Source organism: Pseudomonas sp. R3-18-08 (assembly GCF_003852065.1).
GTDB lineage: Bacteria > Pseudomonadota > Gammaproteobacteria > Pseudomonadales > Pseudomonadaceae > Aquipseudomonas.
On record NZ_CP027729.1, the window covers coordinates 2357329 to 2378095 of the forward strand.

The following is a 20767-nucleotide window of genomic DNA, read 5'->3' on the forward strand; positions in this document are numbered from 1 at the left end:
GCATCCGCGTGCGTCGCCGGGCCTTTTTTTGTGCGCCGCCTCAGCCGTCGAATCGAAACCCTCCCGCCAACTGCGCCTTTAAAAAACCCACCAGCGCGCTCACTGCCTTTGGCACATGGGGCGAATAGGGGCGGATCAGGTAGATTTCATCGGCAAATGCGCCCTTGAGCGTCCATTCCTTCAATACCTGTACCAGCCTGCCCTCGGCCAGCGCCGCGTGGGCGCTGAAATCCGGCAGCAGGGCGATGCCCAGGTGATTGAGCGCCGCGTCGCGCAGGGCTTCGCTGTTGTTAGTGGCAAAGCTGCCGGCGATAGGCACGGTCAGGCGTTCGAGGTGTTTGCTGCCGCGCTCGAAGGTCCAGGCCGGCTGGTCGGCGCCCCGTGGGTAAAACAGACAGTTGTGCGCCGACAGGTCGCCCGGCTCGCGGGGTTCGCCATGGCGCTGCAGGTAATCGCGGGTGGCGACCAGCACCGAGGCGGTGTCGCAGAGCTTCCAGGCCACATGGGTCTCGGGTATCTGGAAACCATGGCGCACGGCCAGGTCGTAACCTTCGGCGGCCAGCGAACTCAAGGCGTCGGACACGTCCAGCTGGATGCGCACCTGCGGGTATTGGCGCAGGAATTGCGGCAGATGCGGCACCAGCTGTTGCCGGGCGAACGCTACCGGCGCGGTCAGCCGCACCAGGCCACGCACTTCCCCGGCCAGGTCACGCACCGCAGAGAAACTGCGGGCGATGTGTTCATAGGCGCTGCGCACCTCGCGGGTCAACGACAGCCCCGCATCGGTCAGCCGTACGCTGCGCGTGGTGCGCGTCACCAGGCGGGTGCCGGTGGCTTTTTCCAGGTCGGAAATCCGCTGGCTCACCGCCGACTTGCTCACCCCAAGGCGCGCGGCAGCGGCGGTGTAGGTGCCGTGTTCTTCCAGCACTGACAGCCAATGGATGTGGGTCCACAGCCCTTCGATCTCTGCTTTTTCCATGGGAGCATTGTTCGCCAGGATGCACAATAAGTTCACGATTCTGCTCTGGTTCGGAACAAAGCGAAAGCCTAAGGTGTGTACCAACGCCAACCACCTGGATCGCCTGCCATGCCGATTACCCTTGAGCACTACATCAACGACCAGCGCGTGAGCCGCGATGATCGCTATCAGGACGTCTACAACCCGGCCACCGGCGCAGTCACCGCGCGTGTAGCCCTGGCCAGCCGCCAGACCGTGGCCGAAGCCGTCGCCGCCGCCCAGGCCGCCTTTGCCGGCTGGGCCGACACCCCGCCGATCCGCCGCGCCCGTGTGCTGTTCGAATACCTGCACCTGCTGCGTGAACGCAAGGATGACCTGGCACGCATCATCGTCGCCGAACACGGCAAGGTGTTTACCGATGCCCAGGGCGAAGTCGACCGTGGCATCGACATCCTCGAGTTCGCCTGTGGCATTCCCAACCTGCTCAAGGGCGAACATTCCGACCAGGTTTCCCGTGGCATGGACAACTGGACAATGCGCCAGCCGCTGGGCGTGGTGGCCGGCGTCACGCCGTTCAACTTCCCGGTGATGGTGCCGATGTGGATGTACCCGATCGCGATTGCGGCGGGTAATACCTTCATTCTCAAGCCCAGCCCCACCGATCCGAGCGCCTCGTTGTTCATGGCTGAGCTGCTGCGCGAAGCCGGCCTGCCCAAGGGCGTGTTCAATGTGGTGCAGGGCGACAAGGAAGCGGTGGACGCGCTGATCGAACACCCGGACGTCAAGGCCGTGAGCTTTGTCGGTTCCACGCCGATTGCCCAGTACATCTACGAAAGCGGTGCGCGTAACGGCAAACGCGTGCAAGGCCTGGGCGGCGCGAAAAACCATATGGTGGTGATGCCCGACGCGGATATCGAGCGTACCGTCGATGCCCTGATGGGCGCCGCCTACGGCAGTGCCGGCGAGCGTTGCATGGCAATCTCGGTGGCGGTGCTGGTGGGCGATGTGGGTGACAAGGTCATCGCCGCCTTGACCGAACGCGCCAAGCAACTGCGCATTACCGATGGCCGCGACCTCAAGGCCGAAATGGGCCCGATCGTGTCCCGCGCTGCCCTGGAGCGGATCAGCGGCTATATCGAGCAAGGCGTGCAAGCCGGCGCGCAATTGCTGCTTGATGGCCGCGACTATGTACCCTCCGAGCCCGGCCTGGAAAATGGCTTCTGGCTCGGCGCTACCTTGTTCGACCATGTGACCCGAGACATGAGCATCTACCGCGAAGAAATCTTCGGCCCGGTGCTGGCCTGCGTGCGCGTGGATGATTTCGCCGCCGCAGTGAAACTGGTCAACGACCACGAGTTCGGCAACGGCGTCAGCTGCTTCACCCGCGACGGCAACATCGCCCGCGAATTTGCGCGGCGCATCGAAGTGGGCATGGTCGGCATCAACGTTCCGATTCCGGTGCCGATGGCCTGGCATGGGTTTGGTGGCTGGAAAAAAAGCCTGTTTGGCGACATGCATGCCTATGGCACCGAGGGCGTGCGTTTTTACACCAAGCAGAAATCGATCATGCAGCGTTGGTCGGAGAGCATCGAGCAGGGCGCGGAGTTTGCGATGCCGGTGTCGAGGTAAGGTTTACCCCTGCACCACAAAACCTGATGTGGGAGGGGGCTTGCCCCCGATGCAGTGTGTCAGCCAGCTCAGTTGTAGCTGATGCATCGCCATCGGGGGCATGGGTATCTACACAATTTTGTAGCAGCCTACGGCAACCACGATGCGAAGCGAGTCGCTCTTGCTTGTGATCTTGCTTTTGATCCAAGCGCCCCGTTAACCACGCTGGCCGGAATTCGACAGTGATTTGGGGGGTAAACCGGCAGGGATGCCGGTTTAGCCGCCCCGCGCCATGGATGGCGCGTGGCGGCGGCCCCCCAAATCGCTGTCGGATTACGGGCACACCGAGCCGGGGCGAGGTGCCGAGTGGTGGGGCAAGAGCGTTTTGCTTACTTTTGCGCTTTTCAAAAGTGAGACGCCGTAAGGGCGGAACCCATAGCAGCCGTTACCGCAGCAACGGATATGTACTCGCCCTGATCCAGCATCCTGGTCGGCTGTCAGGCCGCCATCGGGAGCAAGCCCCCTCCCACATTTGGATCGCGCGGCATCAGTCAGATAGCTATAGGCCGCCAGGTCGCCACGGGAGCAAGCTCCCTCGCCACAGGTTCAGGGCTACGCCAAAGTTGTGTAGATACCTATCCCCTCCCACAAAAAAAATGCGCCCAATCGGGCGCATTCTTTTGTTCGGTCAGCTATCGCCGGTCAGGCAATCGCATCCCAGGCGCGATCACCGTGCTCGTCTTTGATCCGAGTCGGCAAGCCCATCACGTCCAGCGCTTTGAGGAACGGCTCAGCCGGCAGTTCCTCGACGTTGGCCATGTGTTTCACATCCCACTCGCCGCGCGCCACCAGCAGCGCAGCGGCTACCGGTGGGACGCCTGCAGTGTACGAGATGCCTTGGCTGTCGGTCTCGGCAAAGGCTTCTTCGTGATCAGCCACGTTGTAGATGAACATCTCGCGCGGCTGGCCGTTCCGGGTGCCTTTGACCAGGTCGCCAATGCAGGTTTTGCCGGTATAGCCCGGTGCGAGCGATGACGGGTCAGGCAGTACCGCCTTGACCACTTTCAACGGCACCACTTCCAGGCCTTCAGCGGTTTTGACGGGCTTCTCGGAAAGCAGGCCGAGGTTTTTCAGTACGGTGAATACGTTGATGTAGTGTTCACCGAAGCTCATCCAGAAACGCACATTGGGCACGTCGAGGTTTTTCGACAGCGAGTGCACTTCATCGTGGCCGGTGAGGTAGAGGTTCTGCGAACCGACTACCGGCAGGTCGTCGGTGCGTTTGACTTCGAACATGGTGTTGCTGGTCCACTGGCTGTTCTGCCAGCTCCACACCTGTCCGGTGAACTCGCGGAAATTGATTTCCGGGTCGAAATTGGTGGCGAAGTATTTGCCGTGGGAGCCGGCATTGACGTCGAGAATGTCGATCGAATCAATGCGGTCGAAATGCTGTTGCTGCGCCAGCGCGGCATACGCGTTGACGACACCCGGGTCGAAGCCCACGCCAAGGATGGCCGTGATGTTCTTCTGTTTGCATTCTTCCAGGTGGTTCCATTCGTAGTTGCCGTACCACGGCGGGGTCTCGCAGACCTTGCCCGGCTCTTCGTGGATGGCGGTGTCGAGGTAAGCCACGCCCGTATCGATGCAGGCACGCAGCACCGACATGTTGAGAAACGCGGAACCCACGTTGATGACGATCTGCGAGTCGGTCTCGCGGATCAGGGCCTTGGTCGCTTCCACGTCCAGGGCGTTCAGCGCGAAGGCCTGGATGTCGGCGGGTACCTTGAGGCTACCCTTGGCCTTGACGCTGTCGATGATGGCCTGGCATTTGGAGATGTTGCGCGACGCGATAGCAATACGACCGAGTTCGTCGTTGTGCTGCGCGCACTTGTGGGCCACCACCTTGGCGACACCTCCTGCACCAATGATAAGAACGTTCTTTTTCAATTGCTTTATTTCTCCTATATCCGCCAGCTTACGAAAGGCTGGACAGGTAGTCGTCGTAACCAAATTCACGAACCACTTCGACTGTACCGTCGAGTTGTTTCACTACGATGGACGGCATTTTCAGGCCGTTGAACCAGTTTTTCTTGACCATGGTGTAGCCAGCGGTGTCGATGAACGACAGCCGATCGCCGATGGCCAGCGGACGATCAAATTGATACTCGCCGAAGATGTCGCCGGCCAGGCAGGATTTGCCGCACACCATATAGGTATGCTCACCCTCGCTCGGCGCCAGCTTGGCGTTGAGGCGGTAGATCAGCAGGTCCAGCAGGTGGGCTTCGATGGAGCTGTCGACCACGGCGAGGTTTTTACCGTTGTAGAGCGTGTCGAGCACGGTGACTTCCAGAGACGCGCTGTTGGTGATCGCCGCTTCGCCGGGCTCCAGGTATACCTGCACGCCATACTTTTCGGAGAATGCCTTCAACCGTGCGCAAAACGCATCCAGCGCATAGCCTTCACCGGTGAAATGGATGCCGCCGCCGAGGCTGACCCATTGGACCTTGTGCAGCAGCGCGCCGAAGCGTTCTTCGATGGTGCCGAGCATGCTGTCGAACAGGCTGAAATCGCCGTTCTCGCAGTTGTTGTGGAACATGAAACCGGAGATTTGATCGATCACGCCGTCGATCTTCACCGGGTCCCACTCGCCCAGGCGGCTGAACGGACGCGCCGGGTCGGCCAGCAGGTAATCGGAGCTGCTCACCTGTGGGTTGACGCGCAGGCCACGGGTCTTGCCTTCGGAACGTTCGGCAAAACGCTGCAGTTGGCTGATGGAGTTGAAGATGATCTTGTCGCAGTTATCCAGCATCTCTTCGATTTCATCGTCGGCCCAGGCCACGCTGTAGGCGTGCGCTTCACCTTCGAACTTCTGGCGGCCGAGCTTCAACTCATACAGCGACGACGAGGTGGTGCCGTCCATGTATTGCTGCATCAGGTCGAACACCGACCAGGTGGCAAAGCACTTGAGCGCCAGCAGAGCCTTGGCGCCGGACTGCTCGCGCACGTAGGCAATCTTCTGCATGTTGACCAGAAGCTTCTGTTTATCGATGAGGTAGTACGGCGTTTTGATCATTTTTGAGAGCCTGCGGCGGTGCCTGCCAAAAAAGGACACGCATTGTGCCCGCACTTGGATCAGATCGAAAGGTTAGTGGGCGGAATTTGCTGCGCCGGTTTTACGATCTTAACCACTGAGTATGACTACTGATCGTTCCCACGCTCTGCATGGGAATGCATCCCATGACGCTCCGCGTCACCTCACAAGCGGGACGCAGAGCGTCCAGGCGGCGTTCCCACGCAGAGCGTGGGAACGATCAACGCTGTGTAGCCAGGCTTCACTGACATCAAACCGTCATCTCCCCACCACCTTCCTGCCACATTCCCCCGTTACTGTCCTCGCCAATGAGATCGATCTCAAGCGAGTGACGATGACTGACCTGAAAGACGTTGCGCAGCTGGCTGGCGTATCCCGCGCCACTGCCGCCCGCACCTTTGCCTCCCCCGACCAGGTGCGCCCGGCCACCCGCGAGCAGGTGTTTGCCGCTGCCCGTGAGTTGGGCTTTCGGCCCAACTTGCTCGGTCGCCAACTGCGCCTGCAAACCACCCGGTTGATTGGCGTGGTGGTGCCCAACTTGCTCAATCCGGTGTTCGCCGAACAGTTCCAGGCCATGGAGCGTGCCGCGCGGTTGCGCGGCTACAGCCTGGTGCTGGCGACTACCGACTACAGCGCTGAACGCGAAAGCATGGTGGTGGAAGAACTGCTGCGCCAACGTGTCGACGGCCTGGTACTGACGGTCACCGATGCCGAGAGCAACAGCGTGCTCAACAGCCTCGCCAGCGAACAGACCCCATTCGTGCTGGCCTACCACCAACCGAGCAACCCCAGCTACAGCGCCGTGTCGGTCGACAACCGCGCCGGCATGGCCATGGCCACCCGATATCTGCTGGAAGCAGGGCACCGGCGCATCAGCATGGTTGCGGGCCCCGCGTTGCAGTCCGACCGTGCGCGCCTGCGTTACGCCGGTTACTGCGACGCGATGCAAGCCTACGGCCTCAAGAGCCGCCCGGTGATCGAAATGCCCGCGCACACCCAGGCTGAATTCGTCGCCATCCAGCCGTACCTTGAAGACCCCGAGGCGCCCACGGCACTGGTGTGTTCCAACGACTTCCTCGCCATCAGCCTGATCGCCGAACTGCGTCGCAACGCTTGGCACGTACCCGAGCAACTCTCGGTGATGGGCTTTGACGGCATTGACCTCGGCACCCAGATGCACCCAACCCTGTGCAGCGTGGTGCAGCCCATCGCGCTGCTCGCCAGCACAGTGATTGACCAATTGCTGGCGCAGATCGCCGGCAACGCCCCGATTTCCCATTGCCTGCCTTGCCACATCCGGCCGGGCGAAAGCACTCAAACCCACGAGGAATCCCTTGATGCGCGCATTGCGTAAAACCCTGGCCGCCGTGCTGCTGTGTGGTATGGCCAGCCTGGCCCAGGCCGCCGACACCGCAATTTGCTACAACTGCCCGCCGGACTGGGCCGACTGGGGCACCCAGCTCAAGGCCATTGCCGCCAGCACCGGCGTGCAAGTGCCGCTGGATAACAAGAACTCCGGCCAGTCGCTGGCGCAATTGGTCGCCGAAAAGGCCGCACCCGTCGCCGACGTGGTGTACTACGGGGTGACCTTTGGCCTGCAGGCGCAAAAAGCCGGCGTGGTCGACGGCTACAAACCCAAGGGTTGGGAGCAGATCCCCGCCGGCCTGAAAGACCCGGCGGGCCAGTGGTTCGCAATTCACTCCGGCACCTTGGGCATCATGGTCAACGTCGATGCATTGGGTGGCCTGCCGGTGCCGCAAAGCTGGGCCGACCTGCTCAAGCCGCAATACAAAGGCATGGTCGGCTACCTGGACCCGTCCAGCGCCTTTGTTGGTTACGTCTCTGCTGTGGCGATCAACCGCGCGATGGGCGGCGACCTGGACAACTTCGCCCCGGCCATCGACTACTTCCAGAAACTGGCGAAAAACGCGCCCATCGTGCCCAAGCAGACCGCCTATGCGCGGGTGCTGTCCGGCGAATTGCCGATCCTGGTGGACTACGACTTCAACGCCTACCGCGCCCGCTATAAGGACAACGCCAACGTCGCCTTCGTGATCCCCAAAGAGGGCAGCATCAGTGTGCCCTACGTGATGAGTCTGGTGGCCAACGCGCCGCACCGCGCCAATGGTGAGAAGGTGCTGGACTTCGTGCTGTCGGATCAAGGCCAGGCACTCTGGGCCAAAGCTTACTTGCGTCCGGTACGCCCGGTGCAGATGCCGGCTGAGGTCGCCGCCCAGTTCCTGCCCGACAGCGACTATGCGCGCGCCGGCGTGGTGGACTACCAGAAAATGGCCGCCGTGCAGGAAGCCTTCGCGGCCCGTTATCTGAACGAGGTCAAGTAAGTGGCTACATCGGCAAAACGTGCGGCCTGGGCGCTGGCTCCGGCCTTTGCAGTGCTGTTCGCATTCTGGCTGCTGCCGCTGGCGCACTTGATCGTGCTCGGCGGCGAAAGCCGCGACAGCCACGGCAGCGGCTATTGGCAGGTGCTCAGCAGCGCGCAGTACCTGGGCAGCCTGGCGCAGACCTGTGTGCTGGCCATCGTCGTGACGTTCACGGCGTTGTTGATTGGCGGCATCAGCGGCGTGTTTCTCGCGCGCCAGCGGTTTTTCGGGCGCTCGGCGTTGGTGGCCTTGCTCACGTTTCCCCTGGCGTTTCCCGGGGTGGTGGTGGGCTTCCTGGTCATCCTGTTGGCCGGGCGCCAGGGGCTGCTGGCGTCGCTCGGCCTGCAATTGGCCGGTGAACGCTGGATCTTTGCCTATTCGCTGGCCGGGTTGTTTGTCGGCTACCTGTATTTCTCGATTCCACGCGTAATCCTCACGGTGATGGCGGCCTGCGAAAGCCTCGACCGTAGCCTGGAAGAAGCCGCGCATTCGTTGGGAGCAGGGCACTGGCGGGTGGTCTGCGACGTGATCGTGCCGGGCCTGGCGCCGGCGCTGGCGTCGTGCGGGGCGATCTGTTTTGCCACGTCCATGGGCGCCTTCGGCACGGCCTTTACCTTGGGCACGCGGCTGAACGTCACCCCGGTGGCGATCTACAACGTGTTCACCAACTACGCCAACTTTGCCGTCGCCGCCGCGTTGTCGGTGGTGCTTGGCGCGGTGACCTGGGCGGTGTTGTTGCTCACGCGACGCCTGGTGAAAAATGCGGGGACTGTCCTGTGAAGCGCTCATCGCTGTTTGTGATTCAACTGCTGTTCACCTTGCTGGTGTGCGCGTTCATGTTGGTGCCGGTGCTGATGTCGTTGCTGGCAGGCTTGACGCGCAATTTCTTTGTCGGCGTGTCCAGTGGACTGACCTTCGATTGGCTGGTGCAGGTATGGCAGGCCTATTCGCCGACCGTGTGGCTGTCGCTGCAACTGGCCCTGGCCTGTGCGGTGTGCGTCTGCGTGATCGGCGTGCCGGCGGCCTACGCCCTGGTGCGCATGGACAACCGCTTCAGCCGCGCCTTCGAGGAGCTGATGGTGCTGCCGGTGGCGATGCCGGGCCTGGCCAGTGCGCTGGCCTTGCTGCTCACCTACGGCCAGTTCGGCACGTTTCGCAGCAGTTGGTTGTTCATCCTGGTGGGTCATGTGCTGTTCACCTTGCCGTTCCTGGTGCGCCCGGTGATGGCGGTGATGCAGCGCCAGCATCTGCCGGTGCTGGAAGAGGCGGCGGCCAGCCTTGGCGCCGGGCCCATCAAACGCTTTTTCAGCGTGGTGGTGCCCAACAGCCGGGCAGGGATTCTGGCGGGTGTGCTGATGGTGGTCACCTTGTCCCTGGGTGAGTTCAACCTGACCTGGATGCTGCACACACCGATGACCAAGACCTTGCCGGTCGGCCTGGCCGACAGCTACGCCTCGGCGCGCCTGGAAATCGCCAGCGCCTATACCCTTATCTTTTTGCTGATGATCGTGCCGCTGCTGATTGCATTGCAGGCCATCAGTGCCCGTTTATCCCGTGGAGAGCGTCGATGACCGCTATCACTATTCGCCTGCAAGGCTGTCGCAAGGCATTCGCCGACGGCACCGTGGCCGTGCATGACCTGGACCTGACCGTCGAAGGCGGCGAAACCCTGGCGATTCTTGGCCCATCGGGCTGTGGCAAAACCACCACCTTGCGCCTGATCGCCGGGCTGGAGCGCCCGGATGTGGGCCAGGTGTTTTTCGGCGACGACGACGTCACGCGCCTGCCCATCGAGCGTCGCGACGTGGGCATGGTGTTCCAGAATTACGCGCTGTTTCCCAACCTGGATGTGGCCGGCAATATCGTCTACGGCTTGAGGATTCGCGGGATGTCGCCGCTTGCGCGCAACAAGCGCTGCGACGAGTTGCTGGAGCTGGTGGGCCTGCAACAGCATGGCAAGCGCAGCATCCACGAATTGTCCGGTGGCCAGCGTCAACGCGTGGCCCTGGCCCGTGCCCTGGCGCCGCGCCCGAAGGTCCTGTTGCTGGATGAACCGCTGGCAGCCCTCGATGCGCAACTGCGTGAGCGCCTGCGCAGTGAGCTGAATGACCTGCTGCGTGGCCTGGGTATCACCTCGGTGTTCGTCACCCACGACCAGGGCGAAGCCATGGCCCTGGGTGATCGCATCCTGGTGATGGAGCACGGCCGCGTCGCGCAACTGGCCAGCCCACGGGATATTTACCAGAAACCGGCGAATGCATTTGTCGCCGGTTTTGTCGGCAACCTGAATGCCTTTCACGTGCTGGACCAGTCGGTCCATGGCTTGAAGGTGAGCGGCGGTGTGCTGCCGTGGCACGCGGCCAGTCAACCCACCACGGTGTACTGCCGCCCCGAACACCTGCGAGTCATGGAAGGCGAAGGGCACCTGCACGGCCATCTGCTCGCACAGTTTTTCCAGGGCGCGCAAAGCCGCCTGCTGGTGGAGGTGGGGGGTCGGCAACCGCTGCTGGTGGACAGCAGCGACAACCAGCTGTACGCCGTCGGCGCGCCGATTGCCCTGGCGATCGCGCCGCACATGTTGTTCACCCTGAATGCGTGAGAGTCTGTTTGTGAATCGTACGTTTCTTGTTGCACAGATCAGCGACCTGCACCTTAAAGCCGGCGAGCGCCTCACCTATGGGGTCGTCGATACCCTGGGCGCGCTGCGTCGTGCCGTCGACCACCTCAACGCCAGCCATCCACGGCCCGATATCGTGGTGGTCAGCGGCGACCTAGTGGACTTCGGTCGCCCCAATGAGTACGCCGTGCTGCACCCCGAACTCGCACGCCTGCACATGCCGTGCTACCTGGTGCCTGGCAACCACGACACACGCGGTCCGTTGCTCGAAGCATTCCGTGATCACGCCTATTTGCCGTCGTCGGCAGAGGGCCCGCTGGACTGGGTGGTGGACGAGCATCCGCTGCGTTTGATCGGCCTGGACTCGACCATCCCCGGTGGCCATGGCGGGCAATTGCTGGACAGCCAATTGCAATGGCTGGACGAGCAACTGGCGCGACGCCGGGATGCGCCGACCTTGCTGATTCTGCACCACCCGCCGTTTATGAGCGGCATCGGCCATATGGACCGCGAACCGTTTATCAATGCCGCCGCCCTGGAAACAGTCGTGGCGCGCCACCCGCAAGTTGAACGCCTGCTGTGCGGGCACCTGCACCGGCCGATGCAGCGACGCTTTGGTGGCAGCTTGAGCTGCGTGTGCCCCGGCACCTCCCATCAGATCGTGCTGGATTTGCAAGACGCCGCGCCCGCGCATTTCAACCTGGAGCCGGCGGGATATCTGTTGCATCGCTGGGACGCGCAACAGGGGTTGCTCAGCCACAACGGCGTGTTCGGGGATTACCCCGGCCCGTATCCGTTCTATGACGCTCATGGGTTGATTGACTGATCCGATTGACTGAGCAATCCCGGTTTAAACATGAGTAGAACTTGTGATCATCTGAAATAAAATGAGTTTGTCTCACTATCGGCATCTGCCGACAATGGCTGCCATTGAATACCTACAGTGGAGTTGTAAGTCATGGCAGTCGCTCATTCCCTCGGATTCCCGCGCATTGGACGCGACCGTGAACTGAAGAAAGCGCAGGAAGCGTTCTGGAAGGGCGAACTCGACGAAGACGGCCTGCGTGCCGTGGGCCGTGACTTGCGCAAGGCTCACTGGGCGCTGCAAAAACAAGCGGGCATTGAGCTGCTGCCCGCAGGTGATTTCGCCTGGTACGACCAGGTGCTGACCCACTCGCTGATGTTTGGCGTAGTCCCCGAGCGGTTCCGCCCAGCCGATGGCCAAGCCACGTTGCAGACGCTGTTCGGCATGGCCCGTGGCGTCAGCGATAACTGCTGCGGCGGTGCACACGCCCAGGAAATGACCAAGTGGTTCGATACCAACTATCACTACCTGGTGCCGGAATTCAGCGTCGACCAGCAATTCCACCTGGGGTGGGAACAGTTGTTCGAAGAAGTCCAGGAAGCGCGCGATCTCGGGCACAGCGTCAAGCCGGTCGTCATCGGCCCGCTGACCTACCTGTGGTTGGGCAAGGCCAAGGGTGCTGACTTCGACAAGCTCGAGCTGCTCGACCGCCTGCTGCCGCTGTATGGTCAGATTTTCCAGCGCCTGGCCGAGTTGGGCGTGGAGTGGGTGCAGATCGACGAGCCGATTCTGGTGCTCGACCTGCCGCAGGCCTGGAAGAATGCCTTTGAGCGCGCCTATAACCTGATCCAGCGCGACCCGCTGAAAAAGCTGGTCGCCACCTACTTTGGCGGGCTGGAGGAAAACCTCGGCCTGGCCGCCAACCTGCCGGTCGATGGCCTGCACATCGATCTGGTGCGGGCGCCGGAGCAATACCCGACCATTCTCGATCGCCTGCCCGCGTATAAAGTGCTGTCCCTGGGCCTGGTCAATGGCCGCAACGTATGGCGCTGCGACTTGGAAAAAGCCCTGGCGACGGTGCAACACGCCCATGAAAAACTGGGCGATCGCTTGTGGGTGGCGCCGTCCTGTTCACTGCTGCACAGCCCCGTGGATCTGGCGCGTGAAGACCAGTTGGACGCTGAGGTGAAAAGTTGGCTGGCCTTCGCCCTGCAAAAGTGCGCGGAAGTCGCGGTACTGGCCCAGGCCGTCGACCAACCCGAGGCGCCAAACGTGCTGGCGGCGCTGGCGGAAAGCCGTGCGGTACAGGCTGCGCGTGCCGCTTCGCCGCGTATTCACAAGCCTGCCGTGCAAGCACGCGTGGCCGCTATCAGCGCCCAGGACAGCCAGCGCCAATCGCCCTTTGCCCAGCGTATCGAGAAACAACGGGCCGGCCTCGACCTGCCGCTGTTTCCGACCACCACTATCGGTTCGTTCCCGCAAACCGCGTCGATCCGTCTGGCGCGTCAGTCGTACAAGGCCGGCAGGTTGAGCGAAGCCGACTACGTCGAAGCAATGCACAGCGAGATCAGGCACGCCGTCGAGGTACAGGAAAATATTGGCCTGGATGTGCTGGTGCACGGTGAAGCCGAGCGTAACGACATGGTCGAATACTTCGCCGAGCAATTGGACGGCTATGCGTTCACCCGCTTCGGTTGGGTGCAGAGCTACGGTTCGCGCTGTGTGAAACCGGCGCTGATTTATGGCGACTTGAGCCGCCCGAAGGCAATGACGGTGGAGTGGATCCGCTATGCCCAGGGCCTCACGCGCAAGGTGCTCAAGGGCATGCTGACCGGCCCGGTGACCCTGCTGATGTGGTCGTTCCCACGGGAAGACGTGAGCCGCGAAGTGCAGGCCCGGCAACTGGCCCTGGCGATCCGTGACGAAGTCGTGGACCTGGAAGCCGCCGGCATCAAGATCGTGCAGATCGACGAGGCCGCATTCCGCGAAGGCTTGCCATTGCGTCAGGCGCAATGGCAGCACTACCTGGACTGGGCCGCCGAAGCGTTCCGCCTGTGCGCCTGCGGCGTGCGTGACGACACCCAGATCCACACCCACATGTGCTACAGCGAGTTCAACGATGTGATCGAATCCATCGCGGCCATGGACGCCGACGTGATCACCATTGAAACTTCGCGCTCGGACATGGCATTGCTGGACGCGTTCGACGCCTTCGCTTACCCCAACGACATCGGCCCTGGCGTCTACGATATTCACTCGCCACGTGTGCCCGACGTTGCGCAGATGCTCGACTTGCTGCGCAAGGCGGCCAAGCGGATTCCGGCGCAGCGGTTGTGGGTGAACCCCGATTGCGGCCTGAAAACCCGTGGCTGGCCGGAGACGGAAGCGGCGTTGATTCACATGGTCACGGCGGCGTGCCAGCTGCGTGCGGAACTGGGTTAACGGCAAAGATTGCGCGGCTGGCGTGCGTGTTGTCAGTCATACTGGCACCCATGACTTTCGACTCGCCGCTCGCCGCTTATCAAGATGCCATCGCCCAGCAGGGTTTCGTGCCCGACGACGCCCAGCACGCGGCGGTGCAGGCCTTGCAAACCTGTCACCAGGCGTTGCACCAAGGCCATTCGCCGATTGCCGGCGTATACCTGTGGGGGCCGGTGGGGCGCGGCAAGACCTGGTTGATGGACCAGTTCTATCAAAGCCTGCGCGTGCCGGCGCGACGTCAGCATTTTCATCACTTCATGGGCTGGGTACACCAGCGCTCGTTCCAGCTCAGCGGTATCAAAGACCCGCTGCAGGCGTTGGCGCGGGAACTGAGCCGGGACGTGCGCGTGCTGTGTTTCGATGAGTTGTTCGTCAATGACATCGGTGACGCGATCATTCTCGGCCGTCTGTTCCAAGTGATGTTCGAGGAGGGCGTGGTGATGGTCTGTACGTCCAATCAACCGCCTGAGCAGCTGTACGCCGAGGGTTTCAACCGTGAACGGTTCATGCCGGGGATCGCGGCGATCAAGCAGCATATGCAGGTGGTGGCGGTGGACGGTGGCGAGGATCATCGCTTGCACGCCGGTGTGGGCCTGCAGCGCTACTGGGTGAATCAGCCGGAGGCACTGGCCACGGTGTTCAAGCAACTGAACGCGGGGCAAACGGTCAGTGAGGGCAGGGTGGTGAACGTGGGGCATCGCACGATTACGGCGGTGCAGGCCAGTGACGCGGTACTGTGGTGTCGCTACGCCGAACTCTGCGAGCAGCCGCTGGCCGCGATGGATTTCATGCTGCTGTGTGATCGCTTCAAGGCCATCCTGTTGGCGCAGGTGCCCAACCTCAGCGCACCGCAGCGCCCGGGGCGGATCGCCCGTGGTACCGAAGACGGGGCGGAGCGCGTTGTCGCAGGGGACCGTCACTTGCCGCAGCTGTCGGTGCACGATGACAGCGTGCGACGCTTTATCGCGCTGGTGGATGAATGTTACGACCGCAAGGTGCCGTTGTTCATCGAAGCCCAAGTGCCACTGGACCGTCTGTATACCGAAGGCTACCTGGCGTTTCCTTTTCGGCGCACCTTGAGCCGCTTGCGAGAAATGCAGCTGCAGCGCTTCGGCGCCTGACCTCGGCCAGGGCTTTGGATGCCTGCAACCTGGGCGTTTTCTGTCAGGCATTTGTCGTTAATCTCCTTCATCTGCTGCCGACTCCATGCCTACAATCACCCCTCTCAAAGGGATTCGATTCCCTGGTTGTCGTTATCGAGGACGGAAATGGACACCCCTGACATCCTGGTGCTGCAAGCCAGCTACACCAACGCCGTGCATGCCGACGCCATCGGCTCGTTGCTCAACCACTATGCTGAAGATCCAATGGGCGGCGGGCACACCTTGCAAGCCGACCTGTTGCAGCAATTGCCTGGGGAACTGGCCAAGCGCCCCTATGCGTTCAGTGTGCTGGCGTTCGTCGGGGGTGAGCCAGCCGGGCTGGTCAATTGCTTCGAGGGCTTCTCGACATTCGCTTGTCGGCCCTTGGTCAACGTTCATGACGTGGTGGTGGCGAAACAGTTTCGTGGCTTGGGATTGAGCCAGAAGATGCTGCAGAAAGTCGAAGAAATCGCCCGGCAGCGCGGATGCTGCAAAATCACCCTGGAAGTGCTTGAAGGCAATGAGTTGGCACAGTCGGCCTATCGCAAGTTCGGTTTCGACGATTCGGTTTTTGATCCTGCCCATGGCCGTATGTTGTTCTGGAGCAAGGCGCTGTAATAAAAACAGGATAAAAAAAGGCGCCATTGAATGGCGCCTGATAAACCTTTGCCAAGGGAGCGGAATGGCAGAGGGTGTTGCGGATTAACTCAACATTAATTAACTATTGGGTTGTGCTGTTTCGGCAGTGGTGGCTTTAACCGGTTTACCATCGGCGGACGCAACTTCAGCCTTGCCGTGGGTTTTTTCCTGAATGAAGCTGAAGTTGTTGTAGAACTCTTTCGAACGCTCTGAGCCGCCTTCTGCAAAGGCGGCGGCAGAGGTCAGGGTCATCAGGCTGGCGAGCATCAAGGTCGAAAGTTTCATGGCGGTATTCCCATTTAGATTGATAGGTGATCGGTCACTCCCTGATCTGATCGTGGGGCGACTATGGCGTTATCCTATTAAGTGGGAATTAACGAAGTTCACCTGCGAAGTTAACAATTTTGTTAACTTCGCGAGGGTGCGTTATAGCCGCCAGTCAAGTGCCAGCGTGACTGAACGTGGATCGCCCCAATACACGCCGTTATAAAAGCCAACGCGTTCGTAATATTTCTTATCAAATAAATTGTTGACGTTAACCGACGCTGTAACATGTTCATCGAACTGGTAGCGCGACATCAGGTTGACCACGGTGTAGCCCTGTTGCGTGATTTTCTCCCGCGTGGTTATCGGTCTGCCTTCGCTGTTGCGCGCCCCCGTGGGGCGGTCGCCGAAGTCATACATCGCGCTCTGCCAATTCACCGCGCCGCCCACGGTCAGATTGCGCCAGGCCCCCGGCAGACGATAAGCGCTGGATAACTTCAACAGGTTCAACGGCTGGCCGGTGTTGTTGCGCGTGCCTGCGCCGTTCACCGAATGAGTGTAGGTGTAGCCCGCAGTCAGGTTCCAGTCCGGTGTGATTTCCCCGGCTGCTTCCAGTTCGAAACCCTTCACCTTGTTGCCCTTGCCGCCGGACTTGTAGTACTCCTCGCCGGTGGCCGGGTTGGGCGGCACCGAGTCGTCCCGCTCGGCGACGTTGTCCTGGGTGCTCCAGAAATACGCGGCGGCTAGGTTCAGACGCTCGTTGAGTACGCTGCCCTTGAGCCCCACCTCATAGTTGCTGCCCACCACCGGTTCCAGGTATTTCTTGTTGGCATCACGCGCATCCTGCGGCTTGAAAATGTCGGTGTAACTCGCGTAGACGGTGTATTGCGGCGTGATGTCGTAAAGCAGCCCGGCGTAGGGCGTCCACATGTCGTTATGGGTTTGCCCGGTTTTGCCGGACGCGGTCAGTTGATCGTTGGCGTCGTATTTGGGGGTAGCGCTTTGCAGTTCCCAACTGCCGTAGCGGCTGCCGAGTACGGCGTGCAGGCGGTCAGTCAGGCTCAGTCGAGTCGCGAGGTAACCGGCTTTCTGTTGTTTCTTGCTGTGTTCACCCTTGAGGTCGGTGACGTAATCGCTGAACTTGCCGATGCCGCCCATGTGTTTCCAGTCCTCGATGGAGTAGTAGCTGGAGGGCAGGTCGGTGCGCATGAAGGGCGAACTGTCTCGCTGCGCGGCCTCGCCATAACCCATCATCAGCGCGTGTTCACGGCCCAGCAACGCGTAGCTGCCGGCCAGGTTGAGGTCGACGGCTTCCATTCTCGAGGTGCCGCGCATATGGCTGGCCCAGGCCGTCATGCCGCTGCGGTCGGCATTGGGGAACCCCGCGCCGCCGTAATACACCTTGCCATCGGTGTCGCTCTGGCGATGGGTGTAGGCCGCCTTCAGATGCCAGTCGCCGTCCAGCCGATGATCGAGGGTGGCGAAGGTGGTTTTGTCGGTCAGTGGCCAGGAACTCCAGTGCGCCGCCATATTGGTGGAGCGCGACAGCCCGGCCTTGCCGCCCTGGCTGTTCCAGTACGGCACGGTGCCCCAGGAAGTGCCTTGTACCTGCTTGTCCTGGTAATCGAAGCCTACGGCCAGCACGGTGTCGTCGGAAAGGTCGCCTTCGAGAATGCCGTAGCCGACCGCCCGCTGCAGGGCATAGTTGTCGCGAAAGGATTTGCTGTCACGGTAGGCCAGGACGCTGCGCCCGCGCAGTTTGCCGTCGAAGGCCAGCGGGCCGCCGACGTCGAGGTAGCTGTAGTAGTTGTCATGGGTAGCGCCGCTGATCCCGGTTTGCGCCTGCCATTGGGCGGTAGGGCGCTTGCGTACCATATTGACGGTGGCCGAGGGGTCGCCCGCGCCGGTTGTCAGGCCGGTGGCGCCACGCACCACTTCGATCCGGTCATAGATAATGGTGTCGGCGTCGCTCTTCATGTAACCGAAGGTGTTGAGCATTCCGTCAATCTGGAAATTGTTGATGCCGTAGCCACGGGCGGTATAGGACACGCGGTCCGAATCATAGTGCTGGACGTTGACGCCGGTGGTCTGGCGCAGCACGTCGGTCAGCGTGTTGAGGTTGAAATCGTCCATCTGCTGGCGCGTGATCACCGAGATCGATTGCGGGGTTTCCTTGATCGACAGGTTCAGGCGCGTGGCGGTGTTCATGGAGCCGGTGGTGTAGGCGCCGGTGTGCTCGGTGGTCGCACCCAGGCCTTCGGCGGTGACAGTGGTGGCGCCCAGTTCGAGAGCGTTGGCGGGGGCGTGTTCGGGATCGGTTTCGGCCAGCAGTTCAGGGCTCAGCGCAAGGCTGAACAGGCCAAGGGTAAAGGTGATGGAACGGGTAAACGGCGCGAGCATCGCGGCAAACTCCTTGTCGTCTTTGAGCCGCCCCGGATGGGGTGGGCATGGCTCAAAGACGAAAGGAGGCGCGGATCTTTAGGTTTAAACGAGAATGATTGTTATCTTCTTGTTACGAGCCGCTGGTTACTTGGCCACCACGTCGGTGCTGTCGGCCTTTTTCGGCTTGATCAGACTGAAATCAATCAACGCCTTTTGCTTGGTCTCGTAAGGGTTGCCGATCAGCAAGGGGCGTGGTTTGAAGCTGTCGCTGACCAGGCTTTTGCTGTGGTCCAGTTCATCGAAACTCAAACCTGCCAGGTCCGCCCAGGTGTGGATCAACTGCGAACTGCTGTAAGGCCGTTGCAGGTCGCCGGCGAAGCTCCAATCGTGGCTTTCGCGCCACTTGGGCGAGGCGTAGGCCATGAAGGGAATGGTGTACATCGGCGCGGTCGGCTTGCCTTCGTTACGGCCCAGGGTGTCATGGCCGGCCGAGTCGAACACGTCTTCGCCGTGGTCCGACAGGTACAGCAGGAAGCCGTTGGGGTCGGTCTTGGCGTAGTCCTTGATCAGGCTCGACACCACGAAGTCGTTGTACAGCACCGCGTTGTCATAGCTGTTGTACGTCGGCAGCTGCGCATCGCTGACACCGGGCGGCACGCCCTGGCGGTCGGTGAACTTGTCGAACGTCTGCGGATAACGGTACTGGTAGCTCATGTGCGTGCCCAACAGGTGCACCACGATGAACTTGCGCTCAGCGGTATCGGCCAGGGCCTTGGAAAACGGGGCCAGTACATCGCCGTCGTATTGACGGGCGTTCTGGTTCCGGTTGTTGTTGAGGTACACCTGCTCGTCGGCCTGTTCGGAAAAGGTCGTGAGCATGGTGTTGCGCTTGGTCATGGTTTGCTGGTTGGTGATCCAGAAGGTCTTGTAGCCGGCCTGTTTCATCACGCTGACGATCGACGGCGTCTTGAGGTACAGGTCCGGGTTTTCTTCGTCGGCGAAGGTCAGTACCTGCTGCAGCGCTTCGATGGTGTACGGGCGCGGCGTGATGACGTTGTCGAACACCGCCAGTTGGTCGCGCAGCTTGTCCAGTTCCGGCGTGGTGTTACGCGGGTAACCATACAGGCTCATGCGCTGGCGGTTGGTTGACTCGCCGATCACCAGCACCAGGGTGGACGGCTGGCCGGCCATGCTGTCCTTGAGGTTCTTCAGCGGTGGGATCTGGCTGGCACTGGTCAGCATGCCTTGCATATTGTCCAGCTGTTCGGTGTAACGGCGGTAGGCGACGATCATCTGCCACGGCACAGCCGGTTCGATCCGGGTTTCGAAGCGGTCGATGGCCAGTTCCATGGTTTCGCTGGTGGCGATCTGCTTGACCAGCGGGTAGCCGACCACGGCCAATACAATGGCGATCGCCGCCACGATCGACTGGCCGCGAGGCAAGTACACCGGGCGCAGGCGTGTCCACAAGAAAATCGCGAAGGCGGTGTGGGCGATGAACGCCAGCACGATCCACCAGGCAAAGTACTGAGTGGCGTATTCGCCCGCTTCAGAAATGTTCGACTCGAACATGATGAAGATGACGCTCTGGGAAAATTCCTGCTGGTAAATGAAGAAATAACCCAGGCTGGCCATGGAACAGGCCCACAGCACCACGCCGATCAAGGCAGCGAGCAGGCGTGTTTGCCGGGGGAACAGCAACATCGGCGCCAGCCACAGCGCACTCATGAAGAACGCCTGGCGGAAACCACTGAAGCCGGACGTGCCGGTCAGTTGGATAAGAAGTTGGGTAATCCCAGAGAAATACCAGAAAAACAGGAATAACCAGCCAAGGCCGGCCCAATCAAAGCCTTTCGCAGTCGTCGTGCTGCGTTTGAACATCGCCATCCAGCGCCCCATCAGAAAATAATCGTCGCGCACAGGCGCGCAACATCGGGCCGCCCAGAAAGTGAGCGGCATCGCGGGCGGGAGTATCGGGATAAGTGTGTGAAAACTTTGTGAGTTTTCTGTAGGTATTGCCTTACGGGCTCGCCAGGGCGGGTCAGCAGAGCGCGGGCTTGGCGCCGGACGGCAGTTCAAGCTGGGCCTGCAGATGTGAACGCAGACGCAGGACTTCCTGTTGCAACTGATCGCGCTCGTCCTTCAACTGGCGCAATTCATCGCGGCGGATGCTGACGTAGAGGGTCTGAGGCGGTCGGGTCATCTGTGCTGTGCTCATTGCTTACCTCGCAAATAGCGGTCAACGGCGCTGCCGAATCGGTTCGCGGCAACAGTCGGAGGTAAGTCTGAATTCTTTTTCACATCAAGGGAACTTTTTTATTTTTGGTGGTCGTGTGACTTTTGCAGGGATGATGGTGAAATGATGGCAATTTTTTTGCCATGAAACTACACGGATCCGC

At 61.1% G+C, this 20767-nt stretch carries 17 protein-coding genes; 10 read left to right on the forward strand and 7 right to left on the reverse strand.

Features of this window, described 5'->3' with window-relative positions; translation table 11 throughout:
* Positions 1-40: 40 nt before the first annotated feature.
* Entirely contained in the window at positions 41-979 is a 939-nt protein-coding gene (locus C4J92_RS11010; RefSeq protein WP_124405793.1) for a LysR family transcriptional regulator, read from the reverse strand.
* Positions 980-1087: 108 nt separating this feature from the next.
* On the opposite strand from C4J92_RS11010, the gene C4J92_RS11015 reads away from it, so the two are divergent.
* Entirely contained in the window at positions 1088-2587 is a 1500-nt protein-coding gene (locus tag C4J92_RS11015; RefSeq protein WP_124403836.1) for a CoA-acylating methylmalonate-semialdehyde dehydrogenase, read from the forward strand.
* A 681-nt stretch (positions 2588-3268) separates the two neighbouring features.
* Here the strand turns inward: C4J92_RS11015 and C4J92_RS11020 are convergent.
* On the reverse strand, positions 3269-4513 hold the full coding sequence (locus C4J92_RS11020) for a saccharopine dehydrogenase family protein (RefSeq protein ID WP_124403837.1): 1245 nt from the start codon (positions 4511-4513) through the stop codon (positions 3269-3271).
* Positions 4514-4541: 28 nt separating this feature from the next.
* Complete coding sequence (locus tag C4J92_RS11025) at positions 4542-5639, reverse strand: carboxynorspermidine decarboxylase (protein ID WP_124403838.1); 1098 nt, start codon at positions 5637-5639, stop codon at positions 4542-4544.
* 352 nt (positions 5640-5991) lie between these two features.
* Between C4J92_RS11025 and C4J92_RS11030 the strand changes: the two genes are divergently transcribed.
* From C4J92_RS11030 to C4J92_RS11070, 9 genes are all read left to right on the forward strand, one after another.
* Positions 5992-7011 (forward strand): LacI family DNA-binding transcriptional regulator, encoded by a 1020-nt coding sequence (locus C4J92_RS11030; protein WP_124403839.1) that lies wholly within the window; start codon positions 5992-5994, stop codon positions 7009-7011.
* Entirely contained in the window at positions 6995-7999 is a 1005-nt protein-coding gene (locus tag C4J92_RS11035; protein WP_124403840.1) for an ABC transporter substrate-binding protein, read from the forward strand. The genes C4J92_RS11030 and C4J92_RS11035 overlap by 17 nt, the downstream gene beginning before the upstream one ends.
* Positions 8000-8818 (forward strand): iron ABC transporter permease, encoded by an 819-nt coding sequence (locus C4J92_RS11040; RefSeq protein WP_124403841.1) that lies wholly within the window; start codon positions 8000-8002, stop codon positions 8816-8818.
* Complete coding sequence (locus C4J92_RS11045; protein WP_124403842.1) at positions 8815-9609, forward strand: ABC transporter permease; 795 nt, start codon at positions 8815-8817, stop codon at positions 9607-9609. The genes C4J92_RS11040 and C4J92_RS11045 overlap by 4 nt, the downstream gene beginning before the upstream one ends.
* Positions 9606-10637 (forward strand): ABC transporter ATP-binding protein, encoded by a 1032-nt coding sequence (locus tag C4J92_RS11050; RefSeq protein WP_124403843.1) that lies wholly within the window; start codon positions 9606-9608, stop codon positions 10635-10637. Before C4J92_RS11045 ends, C4J92_RS11050 begins: the two co-directional genes overlap by 4 nt.
* 10 nt (positions 10638-10647) lie before the next feature.
* Entirely contained in the window at positions 10648-11481 is an 834-nt protein-coding gene (locus C4J92_RS11055; RefSeq protein WP_124403844.1) for a phosphodiesterase, read from the forward strand.
* A gap of 132 nt (positions 11482-11613) precedes the next feature.
* A complete protein-coding gene (metE, locus tag C4J92_RS11060; RefSeq protein WP_124403845.1) occupies positions 11614-13902 on the forward strand; it encodes a 5-methyltetrahydropteroyltriglutamate--homocysteine S-methyltransferase in 2289 nt (762 codons plus the stop codon).
* Between the two features lie 50 nt (positions 13903-13952).
* Positions 13953-15062, forward strand: coding sequence for a cell division protein ZapE (gene zapE / locus C4J92_RS11065; protein ID WP_124403846.1), 1110 nt, complete (start codon positions 13953-13955; stop codon positions 15060-15062).
* Between the two features lie 147 nt (positions 15063-15209).
* A complete protein-coding gene (locus C4J92_RS11070; protein ID WP_124370349.1) occupies positions 15210-15701 on the forward strand; it encodes a GNAT family N-acetyltransferase in 492 nt (163 codons plus the stop codon).
* 99 nt (positions 15702-15800) lie between these two features.
* Here the strand turns inward: C4J92_RS11070 and C4J92_RS11075 are convergent, their stop codons facing one another.
* The 4 genes from C4J92_RS11075 to C4J92_RS26970 all read right to left on the reverse strand — a co-directional run bounded on the left by C4J92_RS11075 (position 15801) and on the right by C4J92_RS26970 (position 20586).
* Positions 15801-16007 carry a hypothetical protein gene (locus C4J92_RS11075; protein WP_124403847.1) on the reverse strand — a complete coding sequence of 69 codons (207 nt, stop codon included), beginning with the start codon at positions 16005-16007 and terminating at the stop codon, positions 15801-15803.
* 141 nt (positions 16008-16148) lie between these two features.
* Positions 16149-18386 (reverse strand): TonB-dependent siderophore receptor, encoded by a 2238-nt coding sequence (locus C4J92_RS11080; RefSeq protein ID WP_124403848.1) that lies wholly within the window; start codon positions 18384-18386, stop codon positions 16149-16151.
* A gap of 126 nt (positions 18387-18512) precedes the next feature.
* Entirely contained in the window at positions 18513-20255 is a 1743-nt protein-coding gene (locus tag C4J92_RS11085) for a phosphoethanolamine transferase CptA (RefSeq protein WP_124403849.1), read from the reverse strand.
* A 154-nt stretch (positions 20256-20409) separates the two neighbouring features.
* On the reverse strand, positions 20410-20586 hold the full coding sequence (locus tag C4J92_RS26970) for a DUF6026 family protein (RefSeq protein WP_163003427.1): 177 nt from the start codon (positions 20584-20586) through the stop codon (positions 20410-20412).
* Positions 20587-20767: the final 181 nt, after the last annotated feature.